The organism is Acidovorax sp. NN32 (assembly GCF_057597245.1).
This window is the reverse complement of sequence record NZ_CP199679.1, coordinates 3,264,121-3,280,453: the sequence shown is the minus strand read 5'-3', so window position 1 is coordinate 3,280,453 and position 16,333 is coordinate 3,264,121. Positions and strand designations below refer to the sequence as shown.

The 16,333-nt window shown below is 64.4% G+C and carries 16 protein-coding genes; 8 read left to right on the top strand and 8 right to left on the bottom strand.

Going from position 1 to position 16,333, the window contains the following annotated elements:
- Nucleotides 1-235 precede the first annotated feature (235 nt).
- The 4 genes from ACT89O_RS15250 (at nt 236) to ACT89O_RS15235 (ending at nt 5,041) form a co-directional block, all read left to right on the top strand.
- Nucleotides 236-1,036: an SDR family oxidoreductase gene (locus ACT89O_RS15250; protein WP_487255291.1), complete on the top strand. Its 801-nt coding sequence runs from the start codon at nt 236-238 to the stop codon at nt 1,034-1,036.
- A 10-nt stretch (nt 1,037-1,046) separates the two neighbouring features.
- A complete protein-coding gene (locus ACT89O_RS15245; RefSeq protein ID WP_487260484.1) occupies nt 1,047-2,594 on the top strand; it encodes a flavin-containing monooxygenase in 1,548 nt (515 codons plus the stop codon).
- Nucleotides 2,595-2,636: 42 nt separating this feature from the next.
- Complete coding sequence (locus ACT89O_RS15240) at nt 2,637-3,857, top strand: dienelactone hydrolase family protein (RefSeq protein WP_487260483.1); 1,221 nt, start codon at nt 2,637-2,639, stop codon at nt 3,855-3,857.
- A 122-nt stretch (nt 3,858-3,979) separates the two neighbouring features.
- A complete protein-coding gene (locus ACT89O_RS15235) occupies nt 3,980-5,041 on the top strand; it encodes an aldo/keto reductase (RefSeq protein ID WP_306553006.1) in 1,062 nt (353 codons plus the stop codon).
- A 70-nt stretch (nt 5,042-5,111) separates the two neighbouring features.
- Here the strand turns inward: ACT89O_RS15235 and ACT89O_RS15230 are convergent, their stop codons facing one another.
- The gene (locus tag ACT89O_RS15230; RefSeq protein WP_487260482.1) at nt 5,112-6,527 is read right to left on the bottom strand and encodes a M20 family metallopeptidase; all 1,416 of its coding nucleotides are present in this window, start codon (nt 6,525-6,527) and stop codon (nt 5,112-5,114) included.
- A gap of 19 nt (nt 6,528-6,546) precedes the next feature.
- Entirely contained in the window at nt 6,547-7,545 is a 999-nt protein-coding gene (locus ACT89O_RS15225; RefSeq protein WP_487260481.1) for a Bug family tripartite tricarboxylate transporter substrate binding protein, read from the bottom strand.
- A gap of 178 nt (nt 7,546-7,723) precedes the next feature.
- Here ACT89O_RS15225 and ACT89O_RS15220 point away from each other — a divergent pair, with 178 nt between their 5' ends.
- The 3 genes from ACT89O_RS15220 (at nt 7,724) to plsY (ending at nt 9,959) form a co-directional block, all read left to right on the top strand.
- On the top strand, nt 7,724-8,683 hold the full coding sequence (locus ACT89O_RS15220; protein ID WP_487260480.1) for a LysR family transcriptional regulator: 960 nt from the start codon (nt 7,724-7,726) through the stop codon (nt 8,681-8,683).
- Nucleotides 8,684-8,753: 70 nt separating this feature from the next.
- Nucleotides 8,754-9,245, top strand: a complete 492-nt coding sequence (locus ACT89O_RS15215; protein WP_055402597.1) for an aminoacyl-tRNA deacylase — start codon at nt 8,754-8,756, stop codon at nt 9,243-9,245.
- A 48-nt stretch (nt 9,246-9,293) separates the two neighbouring features.
- Entirely contained in the window at nt 9,294-9,959 is a 666-nt protein-coding gene (gene plsY / locus ACT89O_RS15210; protein WP_487260479.1) for a glycerol-3-phosphate 1-O-acyltransferase PlsY, read from the top strand.
- Nucleotides 9,960-10,031: 72 nt separating this feature from the next.
- On the opposite strand, the gene ACT89O_RS15205 is transcribed toward plsY, so the two are convergent.
- From ACT89O_RS15205 to ACT89O_RS15195, 3 genes are all read right to left on the bottom strand, one after another.
- Entirely contained in the window at nt 10,032-11,054 is a 1,023-nt protein-coding gene (locus ACT89O_RS15205; RefSeq protein ID WP_228897981.1) for an HD-GYP domain-containing protein, read from the bottom strand.
- A 23-nt stretch (nt 11,055-11,077) separates the two neighbouring features.
- Nucleotides 11,078-11,725, bottom strand: a complete 648-nt coding sequence (locus ACT89O_RS15200; protein WP_487260478.1) for a retropepsin-like aspartic protease family protein — start codon at nt 11,723-11,725, stop codon at nt 11,078-11,080.
- A gap of 142 nt (nt 11,726-11,867) precedes the next feature.
- Entirely contained in the window at nt 11,868-12,353 is a 486-nt protein-coding gene (locus tag ACT89O_RS15195; RefSeq protein WP_055402590.1) for a YajQ family cyclic di-GMP-binding protein, read from the bottom strand.
- Nucleotides 12,354-12,427: 74 nt separating this feature from the next.
- Here ACT89O_RS15195 and murB point away from each other — a divergent pair, with 74 nt between their 5' ends.
- On the top strand, nt 12,428-13,501 hold the full coding sequence (gene murB / locus ACT89O_RS15190; RefSeq protein ID WP_487260477.1) for a UDP-N-acetylmuramate dehydrogenase: 1,074 nt from the start codon (nt 12,428-12,430) through the stop codon (nt 13,499-13,501).
- 130 nt (nt 13,502-13,631) lie between these two features.
- On the opposite strand, the gene argG is transcribed toward murB, so the two are convergent.
- The 3 genes from argG to ACT89O_RS15175 all read right to left on the bottom strand — a co-directional run bounded on the left by argG (nt 13,632) and on the right by ACT89O_RS15175 (nt 16,190).
- Nucleotides 13,632-14,969, bottom strand: coding sequence for an argininosuccinate synthase (gene argG, locus ACT89O_RS15185; RefSeq protein ID WP_055402586.1), 1,338 nt, complete (start codon nt 14,967-14,969; stop codon nt 13,632-13,634).
- Nucleotides 14,970-15,064: 95 nt separating this feature from the next.
- On the bottom strand, nt 15,065-15,382 hold the full coding sequence (ppnP, locus tag ACT89O_RS15180) for a pyrimidine/purine nucleoside phosphorylase (protein ID WP_121506085.1): 318 nt from the start codon (nt 15,380-15,382) through the stop codon (nt 15,065-15,067).
- A gap of 151 nt (nt 15,383-15,533) precedes the next feature.
- Nucleotides 15,534-16,190 carry a glycine zipper 2TM domain-containing protein gene (locus ACT89O_RS15175; RefSeq protein WP_121420433.1) on the bottom strand — a complete coding sequence of 219 codons (657 nt, stop codon included), beginning with the start codon at nt 16,188-16,190 and terminating at the stop codon, nt 15,534-15,536.
- Between the last annotated feature and the right edge of the window lie 143 nt (nt 16,191-16,333).

The following is a 16,333-nucleotide window of genomic DNA, read 5'->3' as shown; positions in this document are numbered from 1 at the left end:
CCGGTGGGGTGTTGGTTCTTGGACAAGCACGAAACACGCCACGGCAGGGCGCGAAAACATGCGTTTGTGGGATACGCCCTGCGCTTTCGGGATGTGGATGTGCGAGCTGCTTTTCTATTCTTGTGCATGCCCCGGGTGCTGCGCAAGAGCGTTAGCACCGGGTGCATGGGGGCGGATGTGACGGCGTGTTACCGCTGCTGCGCCGCAACATGTTCCAGTCAGCACAGGAGTCAGCATGGTCCAGGGATTTGAAGGCATGCGCGGCAAGAGCGCGATCGTGACCGGGGGCGCTACCCTCATAGGTGCCGGGGTGGTGCGTGCACTGCACCAGGCTGGGGTGCGGGTGGTGGTGGCCGACATCAATGCCGAGGCCGGACAGGCCCTGGCGGACGAGTTGGGCGATGGGGTGCTGTTCAGCCGCACGGACATCACCGATGACGCCCAGGTGGCCGCCTGCGTGGCCTTGGCCGCCGCGCGCCATAGCGGGGTGAACTACCTGGTGAACCTGGCATGTTCCTATCTGGACGACGGCATCGCCTCGCCGCGCGCGGACTGGCTGGCCTCTCTCAACGTCAACCTGGTCAGCGCGGTGATGGTGCTCAAGGCCGTGCGCCCGCATTTCCAGCAGGCTGGGGGCGGGGCGGTGGTCAACTTCACCAGCATCTCCTCGGGCGTGGCGCAGACCGGGCGCTGGCTGTACCCGGTGGGTAAGGCTGCCATGGTGCAGCTCACGCGCAGCATGGCCATGGACCTGGCGGGCGAGGGTGTGCGCGTGAACAGCGTCTCACCCGGCTGGACCTGGTCAGCCATCATGGACCAGCTCACCGGGGGCGACCGCGCCAAGACCGACCGCGTGGCCGCGCCCTTCCACCTGCTGCGCCGCGTGGGCGACCCGGCCGAGGTGGCCAACGTGGTGCTCTTCCTGTGCTCGGACCTGGCCAGCTTCGTGACCGGCGCCGACTATGCCTGCGACGGCGGCTACTCGGCCATGGGGCCCGAGTCGTACGAGCCGGCCATCCCCAAACTCATGTCGTGAAGGAGCAGCCATGACCATCCGATCTGTAGGCATCATCGGTGCCGGTTTCGCCGGCCTTTCCACCGCCAAGGTGCTACGCGCCTTTGGCTTTGAGGTGACGGTGTTCGAGAAGGAGCCCGACGTGGGTGGCGTGTGGGCCGCCTCGCGCCGCTACCCGGGCCTGACCACGCAGAACCCGCGCACCACCTATGCGCTGTCGGACTTTCCGATGCCAGCCAGCTACCCCGAGTGGCCCTCTGGCCAGCAGGTGCAGGCCTACCTGCAGTCATATGCCGAGCACTTCGGACTGGTGCCATTCCTGCGCATGTCCACCACGGTGGAGAGCGCGGTGCTCGATGAAGAGGCCGGTGTGTGGACCGTGCAGGCGCGCCGCGCAGCGACGGGGCAGGGCGGCGCCTTGCCGGCCGAGGTGTATCGCTTTGATTACCTGGTGGTGTGCAACGGCATCTTCAGCGAGCCTGCAGTGCCGCAATACCCGGGGGTGGATGCCTTTGTGGCCGCAGGCGGGCGTGTGTGCCATACCAGCCAGTTCAACGATGCGGGCGAGGCGCGCGGCAAGCATGTGCTGGTGGTGGGCTACGGCAAGTCGTCGTGCGACGTGGCCAATGCCATCGCGGCCGACAGTGCCAGCACCACGGTACTTGCGCGCCACCTCATCTGGAAGATTCCGAAGAAGTTCATGAACGTGCTGAACTTCAAGTTCCTGCTGCTCACGCGCATGGGCGAGGCGCTGTTCAAGTACATCGAGCCCAAGGGTTTCGAGAAATTCCTGCACGGCCCGGGCCTGCCGGTGCGCAACTCCATGCTGGGCAGCGTGGAATCGGTGGTCACGCGCCAACTCAAGCTCCGCGAGATCGGCCTGCACCCGGGCACGCCTCTCGAAACCATCGCCCGCAGCACCGTGAGCCTGGTGACCGACGGTTTCTACGAGAAGGTGGCCGCTGGCGACTTGGGCGTGCGCAAAGGCGTGAGCATCCAGACCCTGAAGCCCGGACAGGCCGTGCTGAGCAACGGTGAAACGGTGCCTGCCGACATCGTGGTCTGCGGCACGGGCTGGCACCAGCAGGTGCCGTTCTTCGACATCAGTGTGCTGCAGCGTGTGACCGATGCGCGCGGCAACTTCCGGCTGTACCGGTCCGTCCTGCCTGTGGGCATGCCGCGCCTGGCGTTCAACGGCTACAACTCCTCGTTCTTCAGCCAGCTCAACTGCGAGATCGGTGCGTTGTGGCTGGCCAACCACCTGCGCGGTGGGCTGCAGCTGCCGCGGCCGGACCAGATGAACGCGCAGATCGACCGGCGCCTGGCCTGGATGGAGGAGCGCACCGACGGCAAGCATTCCAAAGGCACCAACATCATCCCGTTCTCGGTGCACAACATTGACGAACTGCTGCAGGACATGGGGCTGCCGCTTGGTGTGCTCACCCGCTTCAAGCAGTGGCTGGGGCCAGTGGATCCGTCGGACTATGCGGTGGTCACCCGGCAACTGCTGGCGCGGCATGCGAATGCCACCGTGGCTGTGGCAGCGCCCCAAGCCACCTCGGGGGCTGCGGCTTCCTGAACCCTCCTGAAACCACTAATACCCTCGACAAGGATCCCGAACATGCCAGGACAATGGATCACCCTCGAAGCCGCAGACGGCAGCGGCAGCTTTCGCGCTTACCTCGCCACACCCGCGAGTGGCGGCGGACCAGGGCTGGTGCTTGCACAGGAAATTTTTGGAGTGAACGGCACCATGCGTGACGTCGCCGACTACTACGCAGAGGAAGGGTATGTGGTGCTGGTACCCGATCTTTTCTGGCGCCAGGAGCCGGCGGTGGAACTCGATGCAGCGAAGGATATGCCGCGCGCATTTGCGCTCTACCAGGGCTTTGACGATGCCAAGGGCGTGCAGGACCTGCAGACAGCCATCTCGGCGCTGCGTGCGCGCCCCGAGGTCCGCACGCAGGGCGGCAAGGTGGGTGTGCTGGGCTTCTGCCTGGGCGGCAAGCTGGCCTACCTGGCGGCCTGCCGTACCGATGCCGACGTGGCGGTGGGCTACTACGGCGTCGGCATAGAAGCTGCGCTGGCTGAAGCCGCTGATATCCAGTGCCGCCTGGTGCTGCACATCGCTGAGCTTGACGGTTTTTGCCCGCCGCCCGCGCGCGAGGCCATCGTGCAGACCCTTTCGGGCCGCGAGAACGTGGAGCTGTACATCTACCCCGGCACCGACCATGCGTTTGCACGCGTGGGTGGCGACCACTTCCACAAGCCGTCGGCCCTGATGGCACACCAGCGCAGCGTGGCTGCCTTGCGACGCGCAATGGGGCCACACTACGACCTCTCAGCTCTGTGGGACAAACACTGCGAATATGAGTTCGCCACGCGCGATGTTGACGCCACCATGTCCACCATGGTGGCGGAGCCCTATGTGAACCACATCCCCACCATGACGGGCGGTGTGGGCTACCGGCATCTGCACGACTTCTACACCCGTCACTTTGTCAACAGCAACCCACCGGATACCAGTCTGACCCCCATCTCGCGCACGGTGGGCGCCACGCAGGTGGTGGATGAAATGCTGTTTTGCTTCACCCATACCACCGAGATCCCCTGGATGCTGCCCGGCGTCGCGCCCACGGGGCGGCGTGTAGAAATACCGCTGCTGGCGGTGGTCAAGTTTCGCGGCGACAAGCTCTACCACGAGCATATCTACTGGGACCAGGCCAGTGTGCTTGTGCAGGTGGGGTTGCTCGATCCCAACGGCCTGCCCGTGGCAGGGGTGGAGACAGCGCGCAAACTGCTGGATGAAACGCTGCCGTCGAACGGGCTGATGGAACGGTAGAAAAACACCGCAGGGTTTGCCGCATGGCGCGTGCAGCAAACCCTGTGAGGCGGGTGTGCAAGCCCAGGCCTGCAGACTTTGCTGGCAACCCGTAAACTGCGCGGCTTGCCAACGGAGTCCGCATGAACAATATCCAACTCGGTCAGAGCGACCTGCACGTCACCCCCATCTGCCTGGGCACCATGACCTTTGGTGAACAGGTCAACGAATCTGATTCCCACGACATCCTCAGCCGCTCGCTGGCAAGGGGGGTGAACTTCATCGACACGGCCGAGATGTATTCGGTGCCAGCCAAGGCTGAGACCTTTGGCGCTACCGAAACCATCATCGGCAACTGGTTCGCCAAGAACCCCGGTGCGCGCCAGAAACTGGTGGTGGCCACCAAGGTGGCGGGCCCTTCGCGCGGCATGCCCTGGGTGCGCGAGGGCAAGGGCATGGCTGCGGCCGATATCGTTGCTTCGTGCGAGGGCAGCCTGCGCCGCCTGCAGACCGATGTGATCGACCTCTACCAGATCCACTGGCCCGAGCGCCACGTGCCCGCCTTTGGCAACCTGTACTACGACCCTTCCAAAGAAACCTCCACCACCCCCATTCGCGAGCAGCTCGAAGCTTTGTCGGGGCTGGTGAAGGCGGGCAAGGTGCGGTACATCGGTCTGTCGAACGAGACGCCCTATGGTGTGCACGAATTCGTGCGCCTGGCCGAGCAGCACGGCCTGCCGCGCGTGGCTACGGTGCAAAACCCGTATTGCCTGATCAACCGCACGTGGGAAAACGGCCTGGACGAAACCTGCCACCGGCTGTACGTGTCGCTGCTCGCCTACTCACCGCTGGGTTTTGGCCTGCTGACGGGCAAGTACGACGAGAGCGGCATCACCGGCCCATCGGCACCCCAGGGCGCACGCATTGCCACGTATGAATCCGTGCGCAAGCAGCGCTGGGGCCGCCCCGAGGCGCTCACGGCATCGCGCCGCTACAACGCCCTGGCCCGTGCCAATGGCATGACGCCTACGCAAATGGCGCTGGCGTTCTGCTACACCAAGTGGCAGGTGGCCAGCACCATCATCGGCGTGACGTCGGTGGCGCAGTTGGATGAAGACCTGAATGCCTGGGGAACCACGCTGTCGCCAGAGGTGTTGAAGGAGATCGACGCCATCCGCTGGGAGCTGCGCGACCCGGCATTGTGATCACCGTGCACAGATAGCAAAAAGGGGCTGAATCGCCCCTTTTTTCTACGTCGGTCAGTACGTCTGGTGTCTACGCAGCGGTGGTGATACGTCCTTCCTTCCAGGGTGTGCCCGGCGCCTCACCCAGGTCCCAAAACAGCCCTGCCATGACGGCCAGCCCTTCGCGGGCCACAGGTGCCAGCAGGTGCTCGTTGGGCGCATGTTGCGCGCACGCCGGGTACGAGTGGGGCACCCAAAGGGTGGGCAGGCCCAGCTGGTCCGCAAAGATATCGTTGGGCAGAGAGCCCGCCAGGTTGGGCAGCAAGGTGGCAGGCTGCCCCGCGCTGGCTTGCAGCGACGCCAGCGTCCAGTCCACCCAGGGGTTGTGCAGGTCGAGCCGGGTGGCGCCGCACACCATGCCCATGGTGATTTCCACCTGGCTGAAACCATGCGCGTCCAAATGCGCGCGCAGCGTGGCTTGCACGTTCTTCCAGTCGGTGCCCACTACAAAGCGCAGCTGGCAATGGGCCACCGCTTGGGAAGGGATGGCATTGATCGGGCGCTGGGCGTTGCCCGCACCCAGAGCCAGCACTTCCAGAGTGTTCCAGCCCACCAGTTGTTCGGCGGGCGTGAGGCCGGGTTCGCCCCATCCGGGCGTGAGCGCAGGGTCATCGGCACCTGCGCCGATCACCACGTCTTTCAGTGCGGTGCGCAGCTTGTCGGGCACGGCAGGCGGTAGCAAGCCCTCGACCAGAATGCGGCCCTGGGCGTCCACCAACGTGGCCAGCGCGTGCGTGAGCACGGTGGCCGGGTTGGCCAGCACGCCGCCCCAGTTGCCCGAGTGGTAGGCCTTGTCGCGGCTGCGCACCGCGAGCGAAAAGTTGATGGCACCGCGCGAACCCAGAAAGAGCGTGGGGCGCGCCGCGTTCACCCGGGGGCCGTCGCTGGCCACGAAGAGGTCGGCTTTCAGCACATCCTTGTGCTGTTCGCAGAATGCGGCCAGGCCGGGTGAACCGGCTTCTTCGCCCATCTCCATGAGCAGTGTCACGTTGTAGCCCAGACGGCCTTGGCGTGCCTCCAGCGTGTGCGCCAGCGCGGCAAGGTTGACGGTGTGTTGGCCCTTGTTGTCGGCGGTGCCACGGCCATACCAGCGGTCACCTTCAATGGTCAGCTCCCAGGGCGAAAGACCTTCGCGCCATTGGCTGTCCTGGCCGTTGACCACGTCGCCGTGGCCATAGGTCATCACGGTGGGCAAGGCGGGGTCTTCTACCCTGCGGGCCAGCAACAGCGGGCCACCCTTGGAATCTGGGTTGTCGAGCACCTGGCAGTCAAAGCCCAGCGGCTCCAGCCAAGGCACGATTTCGTCGGTCAGGTAGGTGCGCAGCGTGGGGGGGACTTGCCCGGTGTCGCTTTCGGTGCGCCAGGCCACGCGTCGGCGCAGGTCATCGGCAAAGCGGCCGTCATCGAAGTAGTGGTGGACGCTGTTGATCAGTTGCTCTCGGTTCATTGTTTTCTCCTTGCTGGGGTCACTCCACCACGATCTGTGCGCGGTGGGCAAGCGCGCGGTAGCGCCCGATCTCGTCTTCCATGGCGGCGTGCATGGCCTTGGGGCCCACAAAAACGGGCTCCATGCCTTGGGCTCGGATCTGGTCCTGCAGCTGGACGTCGCGCATGGCGGCCTCGACTTCTTTCACCAGTTTGTCCACGATGGGCGCGGGCGTGCGCGCCGGGGCTGCCACGGCGTACCAGCCGTCAAAGGCTGCGTCTGGCAGCTTCAGTTCCCGCACAGTAGGAATCGAGGGCAGGGCGCGGGCGCGCTCGTTGCCTGCAATGGCCAGTGCGCGCAGCTTGCCTGAGCGCACATGCGGTGCGGCACTGGCCACGGTGTCGATGGCCATCTGGATCTCACCGCCGATCAACCCCATCATGGCCTGTGCGCTGCCCCGGTAGGGCACGTCCTGCAGACGCACGCCAGCGGCCTGCTCCAACAGTGCGCCGACCAGGTGGGGGGCCGAACCGGAGCCGAAAGTGGCGTAGTTGATAGTTTTGGGCGCGGCCTTTGCGGCGGCCAGCAGGGCGGCGAAGTCCTTGTGGGGCGAGCTGGCGCTGACCACGATCACCAGCGGTGCGCGGGCAACGATGGCCACAGGCGCCAGGTCCTTGAGCGGGTCGTACGGCAGCTTGGGCCGCAGCGCAGCGTTCACGGTGTAGCTGGTGGAGCCCGACACCAGCAGGGTATAGCCGTCGGGCTCGGCCTTGACCACGCTGTCGGTGCCAATGATGGTGGAGGCGCCGGGCTTGTTGTCGATGACCACGGGCTTGCCCAGGCGTGTGGACAGCTTTTGGCCCAGCGCGCGGGCTACGGCATCGGTGCCGCCCCCGGGTGGGAAGGGCGCGACCAGGCGCACAGTTCGCTGGGGCCACGCCTCCGAGGGCGCAGCCGTCTGGGCAAGGGACAGGGTGCTGGCGCTGGCGAAGGTGGCCAGGACGGCGGACAGCAAAGAGACTCGGACAAGGCTTTTCATGCAGGCTCCAGAGGTTGATGCGTGGGGTGGTGGTAGCGCTGCCGCAAAGGCGATCGCGCTGATACCCACAGCCGTGGGTGAATTGGAGCCTTAAACCATGCAAGATGGGAGCCGGTTTACCATTGCTCTGGATAGAGATTTGGCAACTGAGCGTTGCCTTTTGGTTAGTAGGTACACGATGCCCATTTCACTGCTCAGCCTGCCCTTGCGTTACTTTCTGGAGGTGGCGCGCACCGGCTCTGTCAATCAGGCGGCGCAGCGCCTGCACGTGGCCGCATCGGCGGTGAGCCGCCAGTTGGGCAAGCTGGAAGACAGCCTGGGCGTGACGCTGTTCGAACGCCAAGCACGTGGCATGGCGCTGACTGAAGCGGGCACCCGGCTGCTGGCCCATGCCACGGCACACGATGCGCAGGCCACAGAATTGGTCGAGCAACTGCAAGGGCTGTCGGCCCAGCAGGCTTTGCGTGTGCGGGTGGCCTGCACCGAAGGCTTTGCCGCGAGCTTCATGCCGCTGGTGATGTCGGTGTTCCGGCAGACGCACCCACAGGTGCAGCTGCAGTTGCTGGTGGACGTGCCGCAGGAAGTGTCGGCCCTGGTGCAGCGCGGAGACGTTGATCTGGCGCTGAAGTACAGCGTGGCGCCCGAGAAAGGTTTGCAGGTGCTGCATTCGGCCATTGCTCCGATCTACGCCATCATGCCCGCGCAGCACCCGCTGGCCCGCCAGCGCAGCGTGAGCGTGGCCGATGTGGTGCGCTATCCGCTGCTGCTGGGTGCGGGCAACACGACCGGGCGGCAGCTGTTTGACCTGAGCTGTGCAGTGCAGGGCCTGCGGTATGTGCCGGCGGTGGAGAGCAATTTTTCATCGGCGCTGCTTCCGCTGCTGAGCGGGCAGGACGTGGTGCTGGCCAGCTACCTCACGGCGGCGCGCTGGGTGGAGGCGGGCCTGCTGGCGGCCCGGCCATTTGACGAGGTGCAACTGCAGCAGCGGCGTCTGCAGGTGCTGGCCGTGGAAGGGCGGGCACCGTCGGCGCTGGTGCAGCAGTTCACGCAGGCGCTGGTGGCTGCCATTGAGCAGTACGGCAAGCGCAAGGTGGGGCGGCGCAAGACGACAGCAGCGCGGGTGATCGAGGTGCCTTGATTCGGGCTGCCTGCCGTTCGCGGTGGGGGCGCGCAACTGGATACCATTCGTTCCCTACCCGGATCGCACCATGGCCAAGAAAGAACACGTCTCCGAGACCCAAGCCACCCAGTTGCTCAAGGCGAACAAGGTGGCATTCACTGAGCACCCCTACGAATACCTGGAGCACGGCGGCGCCATGCACAGCGCCGAGGTGCTAGGCCTCGACCCCTTCACGGTGGTCAAGACCCTGGTCATGCAGGACCAGGATGCCAAGCCCTTGCTGGTGCTGATGCATGGCAATCGCAAGGTCTCCACCAAAAACCTCGCGCGCCAGATCGGCGCCAAGTCGGTCGAGCCGTGCGCGCCGGAGGTCGCCAACCGCCACAGCGGCTACCTGGTGGGTGGCACGTCGCCCTTTGGCACGCGGCGCGCCATGCCGGTGTACATCGAAGAAACCATCCTCGCGCTGCCGCGCATTGCCATTAATGGCGGGCGCCGGGGCTTTCTGGTGCAGATTGATCCGCAGGTGTGCGTGCAGTTGCTGGGTGCTAAACCGGTGCACTGCGCGCTGGCAGAATAGGCCGCCACGGCAGACCGTCCGCCGTCCCCCGATTTTTGAGGAGTTGCTTTGACCGCCGTGTATCCCATCCTTGCCGCTGTGGCCGCCTACTTGCTGGGCTCGCTGTCGTTCGCCGTCATCGTGACGCGTGTGATGGGGCTGAGTGACCCGCGCACCTATGGCAGCAAGAACCCCGGCGCCACCAACGTGCTGCGCTCGGGCTCCAAGGCCGCAGCCATCGTCACACTGCTGTTGGACGCCATGAAAGGCTGGTTGCCTGTGGCGTTGGTGATGTGGTTTGGTCAGCCCTATGGGCTGGACGATGGCACGGTCGCCATGGTGGGGCTGGCGGCTTTTCTGGGCCACCTGTGGCCTGTGTTCTTCCGATTTGAAGGGGGCAAGGGCGTTGCCACTGCGCTGGGCGTGCTGTTGGGCATCAGCGTCTGGCTTGGACTCGCTACGGCTGCGACCTGGCTCATCATCGCGGTTTTCTTCCGCTACTCGTCCCTGGCCTCGCTGGTGGCTGCCGCCTTTGCGCCGGTGTATTACCTGCTGGTGGATGGGGTGGTGTGGTATGCCGAGGGAACGATTGCGGGCTCCATCATCGTGATGGCCATGCTGCTGGCCTGGCGCCACAAGGAGAACATCCAGCGCCTGATCGAAGGCAAGGAGTCGCGACTGGGCAGCAAAAAGGCCAAGCCGAACGCGGAGGGTGCAGGCAAGTCGCCAAAGTAAACGCAGGGGGAAGGCACGCCGCGCTGACTGCGGTGCACGTGCCGTCTGCTCAGCTTCTTGTACGGACAGGTTCTACAGCGAACCTGGCCCTGAAATCAGCCCCCGGAGCCCGGCGCTGTGCTGGGCGGCATAAAGGCCCAGGCGCACCATGGTGCGGTGGTTGAGCTCCAGGCTCACGGCCGATCGGGCCAGAGCGGACTGGATGCGGGGTTTTCCGGTGGCCGTCTGGTACAGGCTGGGCTGCGCGTGGTGGGTGCCGGTGCGGTCCAGAAGGCTGGCGACCAGCGGATGATTGGCTTTTTCGCTGCGGCGCAGCACGATGGCGGTCTCGCCGTTGTCGAGCTTCACAAAAGTCCCTGGCGGGCACAGGCCGATGGAGCGCACCAGGGTGTAGCTCACCTCGTCGCGCTGGTCGATCTCCTGCCCGACGATGGCGCGTACCGAGTCGGTGGCACTGCGGCCTGCACGGGACTTGCGTGGGCTGATCATGGCTGCATAGCGGTCGATGGTGCCCAGGACGCGTGTGAGCCGGTCCACGGGGTCCTGGTTGGCCAGCGGCACACGGTCGGCCACGGTGGCATGGTGTTGTCCCACCACGTCCAGCCAGAGCGCATCGTTGATGAACAGGCGCTCCAGCAGCATCATGCTTTCTTCCGGGTGGCTCTTGATGGCCTCTTGTTGGACCGGTGTCGGGCGTTCACGCTGTTCGGCCAGCTCATCCTGCAGGGCCGTCATGCCGATGTTCATGGTGAGGGCCGCGCGCACCAGGCTGTCGCGCTCGCGTGGTGCCAGCTGCAGTTCGTGCGCCATGATGTGGCACAAGGTGCCGCACACCAGCGCATGGGAGGCGCTATAGCCCACGGTGGATGTGGACGCCAGCTGGAACATCAGGTACAGCGCTGCGTCGATGTCGTGCGCCACCAGGTCCTGCATCCAGCCATCGAACTGGCGCACCTTGGCGGCAAAATCCTGTACCTGCAGAGGTCGCGACAGCAGCACCGACAGCGCTGATTCCAGGTCTGACCACAGGCCCAGCAAGTCCTCGTACTCGCCTTCGGCGTGGTGTGGGGTGCCGGTGGAGTGGTGGGCAGACATGGTGGTGTGTGCAGCGGTCAGGCTCAGTTGCGCTTTTCCAGCACCATCTGGTCGTTGATGCGTGTCATCTGGAACTCGGTCAGAAAGCTGTTGCCCAGCAGCACGTAGGGCATGGGCTGCGGGGTGATGATGGCCTCGACTCCGAACACCTCGATATCGCCGATGCGCACTGAGTCCAGCTTCATGCGCCACCCTTGCGCCACACCATTGGCCGTGTTCATGCGCACGGGCTGGCCGTTCTGGTAGTTGAGCCCCATGCGCTCAGCATCCTGCCGCCCGATGGCCACGGTGGAAGCACCGGTGTCCACCATGTACTGCATCACACGCCCGTTGATGATGCCACTGTTGATGAAATGCCCACGGCTGTCGGCCATCAATACGACGCGCTTGCCGCTTCCGCCACGGGCGCCAACGCTCACCGGGGCCTCGCCCAGCCGCAGCATGCGTCGCGTGCCATTGACTTCGATGGTGGCTTCTTCTTTGGTGACGGTAATGACCTTGACGCCCTGGTACTCATCCCCAGCACCCACCGCCTTGGGTGGGTTGGCATCCACCACCAGCAAGGCCTTGCTGCCCAGCATGCCCGCCAGCGCCACCGCCTGCGCATGAGCCCAGGACGGAGCCAAGCACAGAGCAACCAGCGCGGCCAGGGCATAGGAGTGGATCGTCATTCGTTGATGGCGCTGTGCGCCTCCCCCGTACCTCGGAACTGGCGCGGCCCAGGCGAGGGACGCCAAGCCAGGGCCGCCCCGCAGCGAGGGCGTCGTCCCCCTGGAGGGGGAAGGCGCGAAGCGACTCAGGGGGGGCGCCATCTCAGTCGCGGAAGTTGTCGAACGACAGGGGAACGTCCGTTACATCCTTGCGGATCAGCGCCATGGCCGCCTGCAGGTCGTCGCGCTTGGCACCCGTCACGCGCACCTTGTCCTCCTGGATGGCCGCTTGCACCTTGAGCTTGCTTTCCTTCATGAGCTTCTGGATCTTCTTGGCGAGCTCGCTCTCGATGCCGTTGCGCACCTTGATGACCTGCTTGACCTTGTCGCCGCCTATCTTCTGCACATCGCCCATGTCCAGAAAACGCACGTCCACGTTGCGCTTGGTGAGTTTGTTGCGCAGTACATCCTCGATCTGGGTGAGCTGAAAGTCGGCGTCGCCGATCAGCGTGATGTCCTTGTCTTTGATCTCGATGCTGGCCGATGTGCCCTTGAAGTCGAAACGGGTGGCGATTTCCTTGGCGGTGTTCTCGACGGCGTTTTTCACTTCAACCAGGTTGGCTTCACAGACGGTGTCAAAAGATGGCATGGATGGCTCTCAATCTCAGGGAAAACAGCTACAGATCGCAGGAGCCCGAAAGGGCGGGTGCGACAATCGGGCCAATGGTAGTCGAGAAAAACGCCCCTTTGCAGCCCTGGAACACCTTTGGCATTGCTGCGCGTGCCCAAACCCTGGTGCGTGTGCGCTCCGTGTCCGATCTGAAGGCCGTTCTGGCCGATACGGACCTGGCCCCTGCACCCAAGTTTGTGCTGGGCGGTGGCAGCAACATCATCCTGACCGGTGATGTGAAATCTATCGTGCTCAAGATGGAAATCAAGGGGCTGCGCTTGGTGGAGGAAACCCCCAAGGCCTGGATCGTGGAGGCGGGTGCGGGTGAGGTCTGGCACGATGCTGTGGCCTGGACGCTGGCGCACGGGTTCCCAGGGCTGGAAAATCTGGCGCTCATCCCGGGCACGGTGGGCGCCTCGCCCGTGCAGAACATCGGTGCCTATGGCGTGGAGCTGCAGGATCGGTTTGAATCGCTCGACGCCCTCGACCTGGCCACCGGCCAGTCGTTCAGCCTGGATGCCGCGCAGTGCGGCTTTGGCTACCGCGACTCCGTCTTCAAGCATGCGCCGTCTGAAGCACCCGACGGCAGCGGGATGCCGCGCGGCATGGGCCTGGCGGGGCGCGCGGTCATCACCCATGTGCGGTTTCGGCTGCCCAAGCCCTGGAAGCCCGTGCTGGGCTACCTCGATCTGGAGCGCCGCCGCGCCGAGGCGGGCGTGGAGCACCCCAGTGCCCAGCAGATTTTTGACTGGATCTGCGACATTCGCCGTGCCAAGCTGCCCGACCCTGCCGTGGTGGGCAACGCAGGCAGCTTCTTCAAGAACCCCACGGTGTCGCCCGACCAGTGCGCCGACATCATCGCGCGCGAGCCCAAGATCGTGCATTACCCCATGCCCGACGGCAGCATCAAGCTGGCGGCGGGCTGGCTGATTGATGCCTGCGGCTGGAAGGGCAAGTCCATCGGCAAGGCGGGGGTGTACGAAAAGCAGGCCTTGGTGCTGGTCAACAGGGGGCACGGCGCCGACAGCGTGACGGGCGGCGAGGTGATGACCCTGGCCAAGGCCATCCAGACCAGCGTGTACGAGCGCTTTGGCATCCGGCTGGAGCCCGAGCCGGTGGTGGTTTAGACCAGCAGCCAACCTTCCCCGCAAAGAAAAAAGCCACCGTTTCCGGTGGCTTTGCTCATATATATGTAGCTGCTAGCGCTTGATGGATAAGCGCTAGAGCCATTTTTGACCCATATTCTGGGCCCAAGGTTTATTTGCGGTCGTTTTCCAGCTGCGCCAGGGCGGCATTGCCACCCAGCGACAGCAGACCAGCGCGCGAATACACGCCCAGCTTGTCGCGCGTGTCCGAGATGTCCAGGTTGCGCATGGTCAGCTGGCCAATGCGGTCCAGCGGGCTGAACGGCGCGTCTTCGACCTTTTCCATCGACAGGCGCTCGGGCGCGTAGGTCAGGTTGGGCGATTCGGTGTTCAGCAGCGAATAGTCGTTGCCACGGCGCAGTTCCAGCGTCACGGTGCCGGTCACGGCGCGGGCCACCCAGCGCTGGGCGGTTTCGCGCAGCATGATGGCCTGGGGGTCGAACCAGCGGCCCTGGTACAGCAGGCGGCCCAGCTTGAGGCCATTCATGCGGTACTGCTCGATGGTGTCTTCGTTGTGGATGCCCGTCACCAGGCGCTCGTAGGCGATGTGCAGCAGCGCCAGGCCCGGGGCTTCGTAGATGCCGCGGCTCTTGGCTTCGATGATGCGGTTTTCGATCTGGTCGCTCATGCCCAGGCCGTGGCGGCCGCCGATACGGTTGGCTTCGAGGATCAGCTCCACCGGGTCGTTGAACTCCACGCCGTTCAGGGCGACGGGCTGGCCTTCTTCAAAGCGGACCGACACTTCCTCGGCCTTGACGGCGACTTCTTCCTTCCAGAATGCCACGCCCATGATGGGGTTCACGATGCGGATGCCGCTGGAAAGGAACTCCAGGTCCTTGGCCTCGTGCGTCGCGCCCAGCATGTTGCTGTCGGTGCTGTAGGCCTTCTCGGCGCTCATCTTGTAGCCAAAACCGGCTTGTGTCATGAACGCCGACATCTCGGCGCGGCCGCCCAGTTCGTCGATGAACAGCTGGTCCAGCCAGGGCTTGTAGATCTTGAGGGATGGGTTGGTCAGCAGGCCGTAGCGGTAGAAGCGCTCGATGTCGTTGCCCTTGAAGGTCGATCCGTCGCCCCAGATGTTGACGTCGTCTTCCTTCATCGCCGCCACCAGCATGGTGCCGGTCACAGCGCGGCCCAGGGGCGTGGTGTTGAAGTAGGTGAGGCCGCCAGTGCTGATATGGAAGGCGCCAGCCTGCAGGGCGGCAATGCCTTCGTGCGCCAGTTGGGTGCGGCAGTCCACCAGGCGTGCTTTCTCGGCGCCGTATTCCATGGCCTTGCGCGGAATGGCTTCGTAGTCGGGCTCGTCGGGCTGGCCGAGGTTGGCGGTGTAGGCGTAGGGTACGGCGCCCTTGAGCTTCATCCAGTGCAGGGCTGCGCTGGTGTCCAGGCCGCCGGAGAATGCAATGCCGACCTTCTGGCCGAGGGGGAGGTTCTGGAGGATGGTTGCCATGAAATGCTTCTCAAAAATGATAGCTGCTTGCGCTTGATAGATAAGCGCTAGAGGCCAAAATCAATCAAATTCCAGCCGAATGCGCAGTCGAACGATCAGCCGAAATGGCAGATGTAGTGGTAGGCCTCGGTCACGCGGATGTCGAACTTCGAGTTGCCGGGCACGCTGAACTTGTCGCCCGCCGAAGACTTGACCCAGGCGTCGGTGCCGTCCAGCTTGTATTCGCAGGATCCGGCCACGCATTCCATGATCTCGGGCGCGCCGGTGTTGAAGGTCAGCGTTGCGGGCAGTACCACGCCCACCGACTTCTTGGTGCCGTCGGCAAACGTGATGCCGTGGCTCACGCACTTGCCGTCAAAGTACACATTGGCCTGGGTGGTGACGGACACGCCGTCAATTTTTTCGGTGGTCATGGGTGCGCTGGAAAAGGTGGAGGGAAACCCGGGATTTTAGGGCAGGGGGCGGGGAGCGCCGCCAAAGCGGGCCTCTGAAAAATCCCCATCAGCCGTTGGGCGCAAAAAAAAGAGCCCCGAAGGGCTCTTGGTGATGCTGGCATGCCCGGGCTTAGCGCCAGTAGGGGTTGCGGTGGTGCGGGTAATAAGGACGGCTGTCGTAGCCGTACTCGATCACCGTCACGGGCGGCGTCACATAGGTGGGTTGCTGCTGGTACACCGGTTGCGCAGGGTAGGTCGAGGTCACCACGCCCGGCTGGCTGTACACACCTTGTGAGGCGTAAGGATCAGGCTGGGTGGAATAGGTCTGGCCTGCAGGCTGCACGCTCAGCGGGATCCAGCGGCCTGGATCGTTCTGGGTGCGGGTGGTGTACTGGCGCCCTGCATATTCATACACCACGTCGTAGCCCACTGTGCGATTCTCGTAATACGTCTCGGTCGTGCAGCGCTGTACGTTCTGGTACTGCGGCTGGCCACCTTCGATCTGGTTGCCGATCACGGCGCCACCGATCAGGCCAATGGCTGTGGCGGCGGCGCGGCCACTGCCTTTGCCAATGGCGTTGCCGGCTGCGCCACCCGCAATCGCGCCCATCACGGCGCCTGCTCCGGTGGTGCGGTTACCGCTATAGACGGTCTCGTTGCCACACACCTGCTGCGGCGTCGCGACCTGCTGGACGATGGGGGTGGCCGAGAGCACGCGGCCCTGTTCCTGGGCACTGGCCATGGTGGCGATGGCTGCCATGGCGGAAAAAATGACGATCTTTTTCATGGAGAAACTCCTTTCGGGTCGGTACATAACGCACCAGACTGCAGAAAAGTTTAGGCCCGCACGGTCAATTCAGGGCCTGCCCGCCGTAAATCTGCGTAAAGATTTGTGCAATTTCTCCGGTCCTGGCGATTGATTCACGTGCC

Coding starts and splice junctions, on each gene's coding strand:
- ACT89O_RS15205 (WP_228897981.1), bottom strand. CDS start 11,054: ATGTCTGCCCACCACTCCACCGGCACCCCACACCACGCCGAAGGCGAG.
- murB (WP_487260477.1), top strand. CDS start 12,428: ATGGTAGTCGAGAAAAACGCCCCTTTGCAGCCCTGGAACACCTTTGGC.
- ACT89O_RS15220 (WP_487260480.1), top strand. CDS start 7,724: ATGCCCATTTCACTGCTCAGCCTGCCCTTGCGTTACTTTCTGGAGGTG.
- ACT89O_RS15175 (WP_121420433.1), bottom strand. CDS start 16,190: ATGAAAAAGATCGTCATTTTTTCCGCCATGGCAGCCATCGCCACCATG.
- ACT89O_RS15215 (WP_055402597.1), top strand. CDS start 8,754: ATGGCCAAGAAAGAACACGTCTCCGAGACCCAAGCCACCCAGTTGCTC.
- ACT89O_RS15250 (WP_487255291.1), top strand. CDS start 236: ATGGTCCAGGGATTTGAAGGCATGCGCGGCAAGAGCGCGATCGTGACC.
- ACT89O_RS15245 (WP_487260484.1), top strand. CDS start 1,047: ATGACCATCCGATCTGTAGGCATCATCGGTGCCGGTTTCGCCGGCCTT.
- ACT89O_RS15225 (WP_487260481.1), bottom strand. CDS start 7,545: ATGAAAAGCCTTGTCCGAGTCTCTTTGCTGTCCGCCGTCCTGGCCACC.
- ACT89O_RS15200 (WP_487260478.1), bottom strand. CDS start 11,725: ATGACGATCCACTCCTATGCCCTGGCCGCGCTGGTTGCTCTGTGCTTG.
- argG (WP_055402586.1), bottom strand. CDS start 14,969: ATGGCAACCATCCTCCAGAACCTCCCCCTCGGCCAGAAGGTCGGCATT.
- ACT89O_RS15230 (WP_487260482.1), bottom strand. CDS start 6,527: ATGAACCGAGAGCAACTGATCAACAGCGTCCACCACTACTTCGATGAC.
- ACT89O_RS15235 (WP_306553006.1), top strand. CDS start 3,980: ATGAACAATATCCAACTCGGTCAGAGCGACCTGCACGTCACCCCCATC.
- ACT89O_RS15240 (WP_487260483.1), top strand. CDS start 2,637: ATGCCAGGACAATGGATCACCCTCGAAGCCGCAGACGGCAGCGGCAGC.
- ACT89O_RS15195 (WP_055402590.1), bottom strand. CDS start 12,353: ATGCCATCTTTTGACACCGTCTGTGAAGCCAACCTGGTTGAAGTGAAA.
- ppnP (WP_121506085.1), bottom strand. CDS start 15,382: ATGACCACCGAAAAAATTGACGGCGTGTCCGTCACCACCCAGGCCAAT.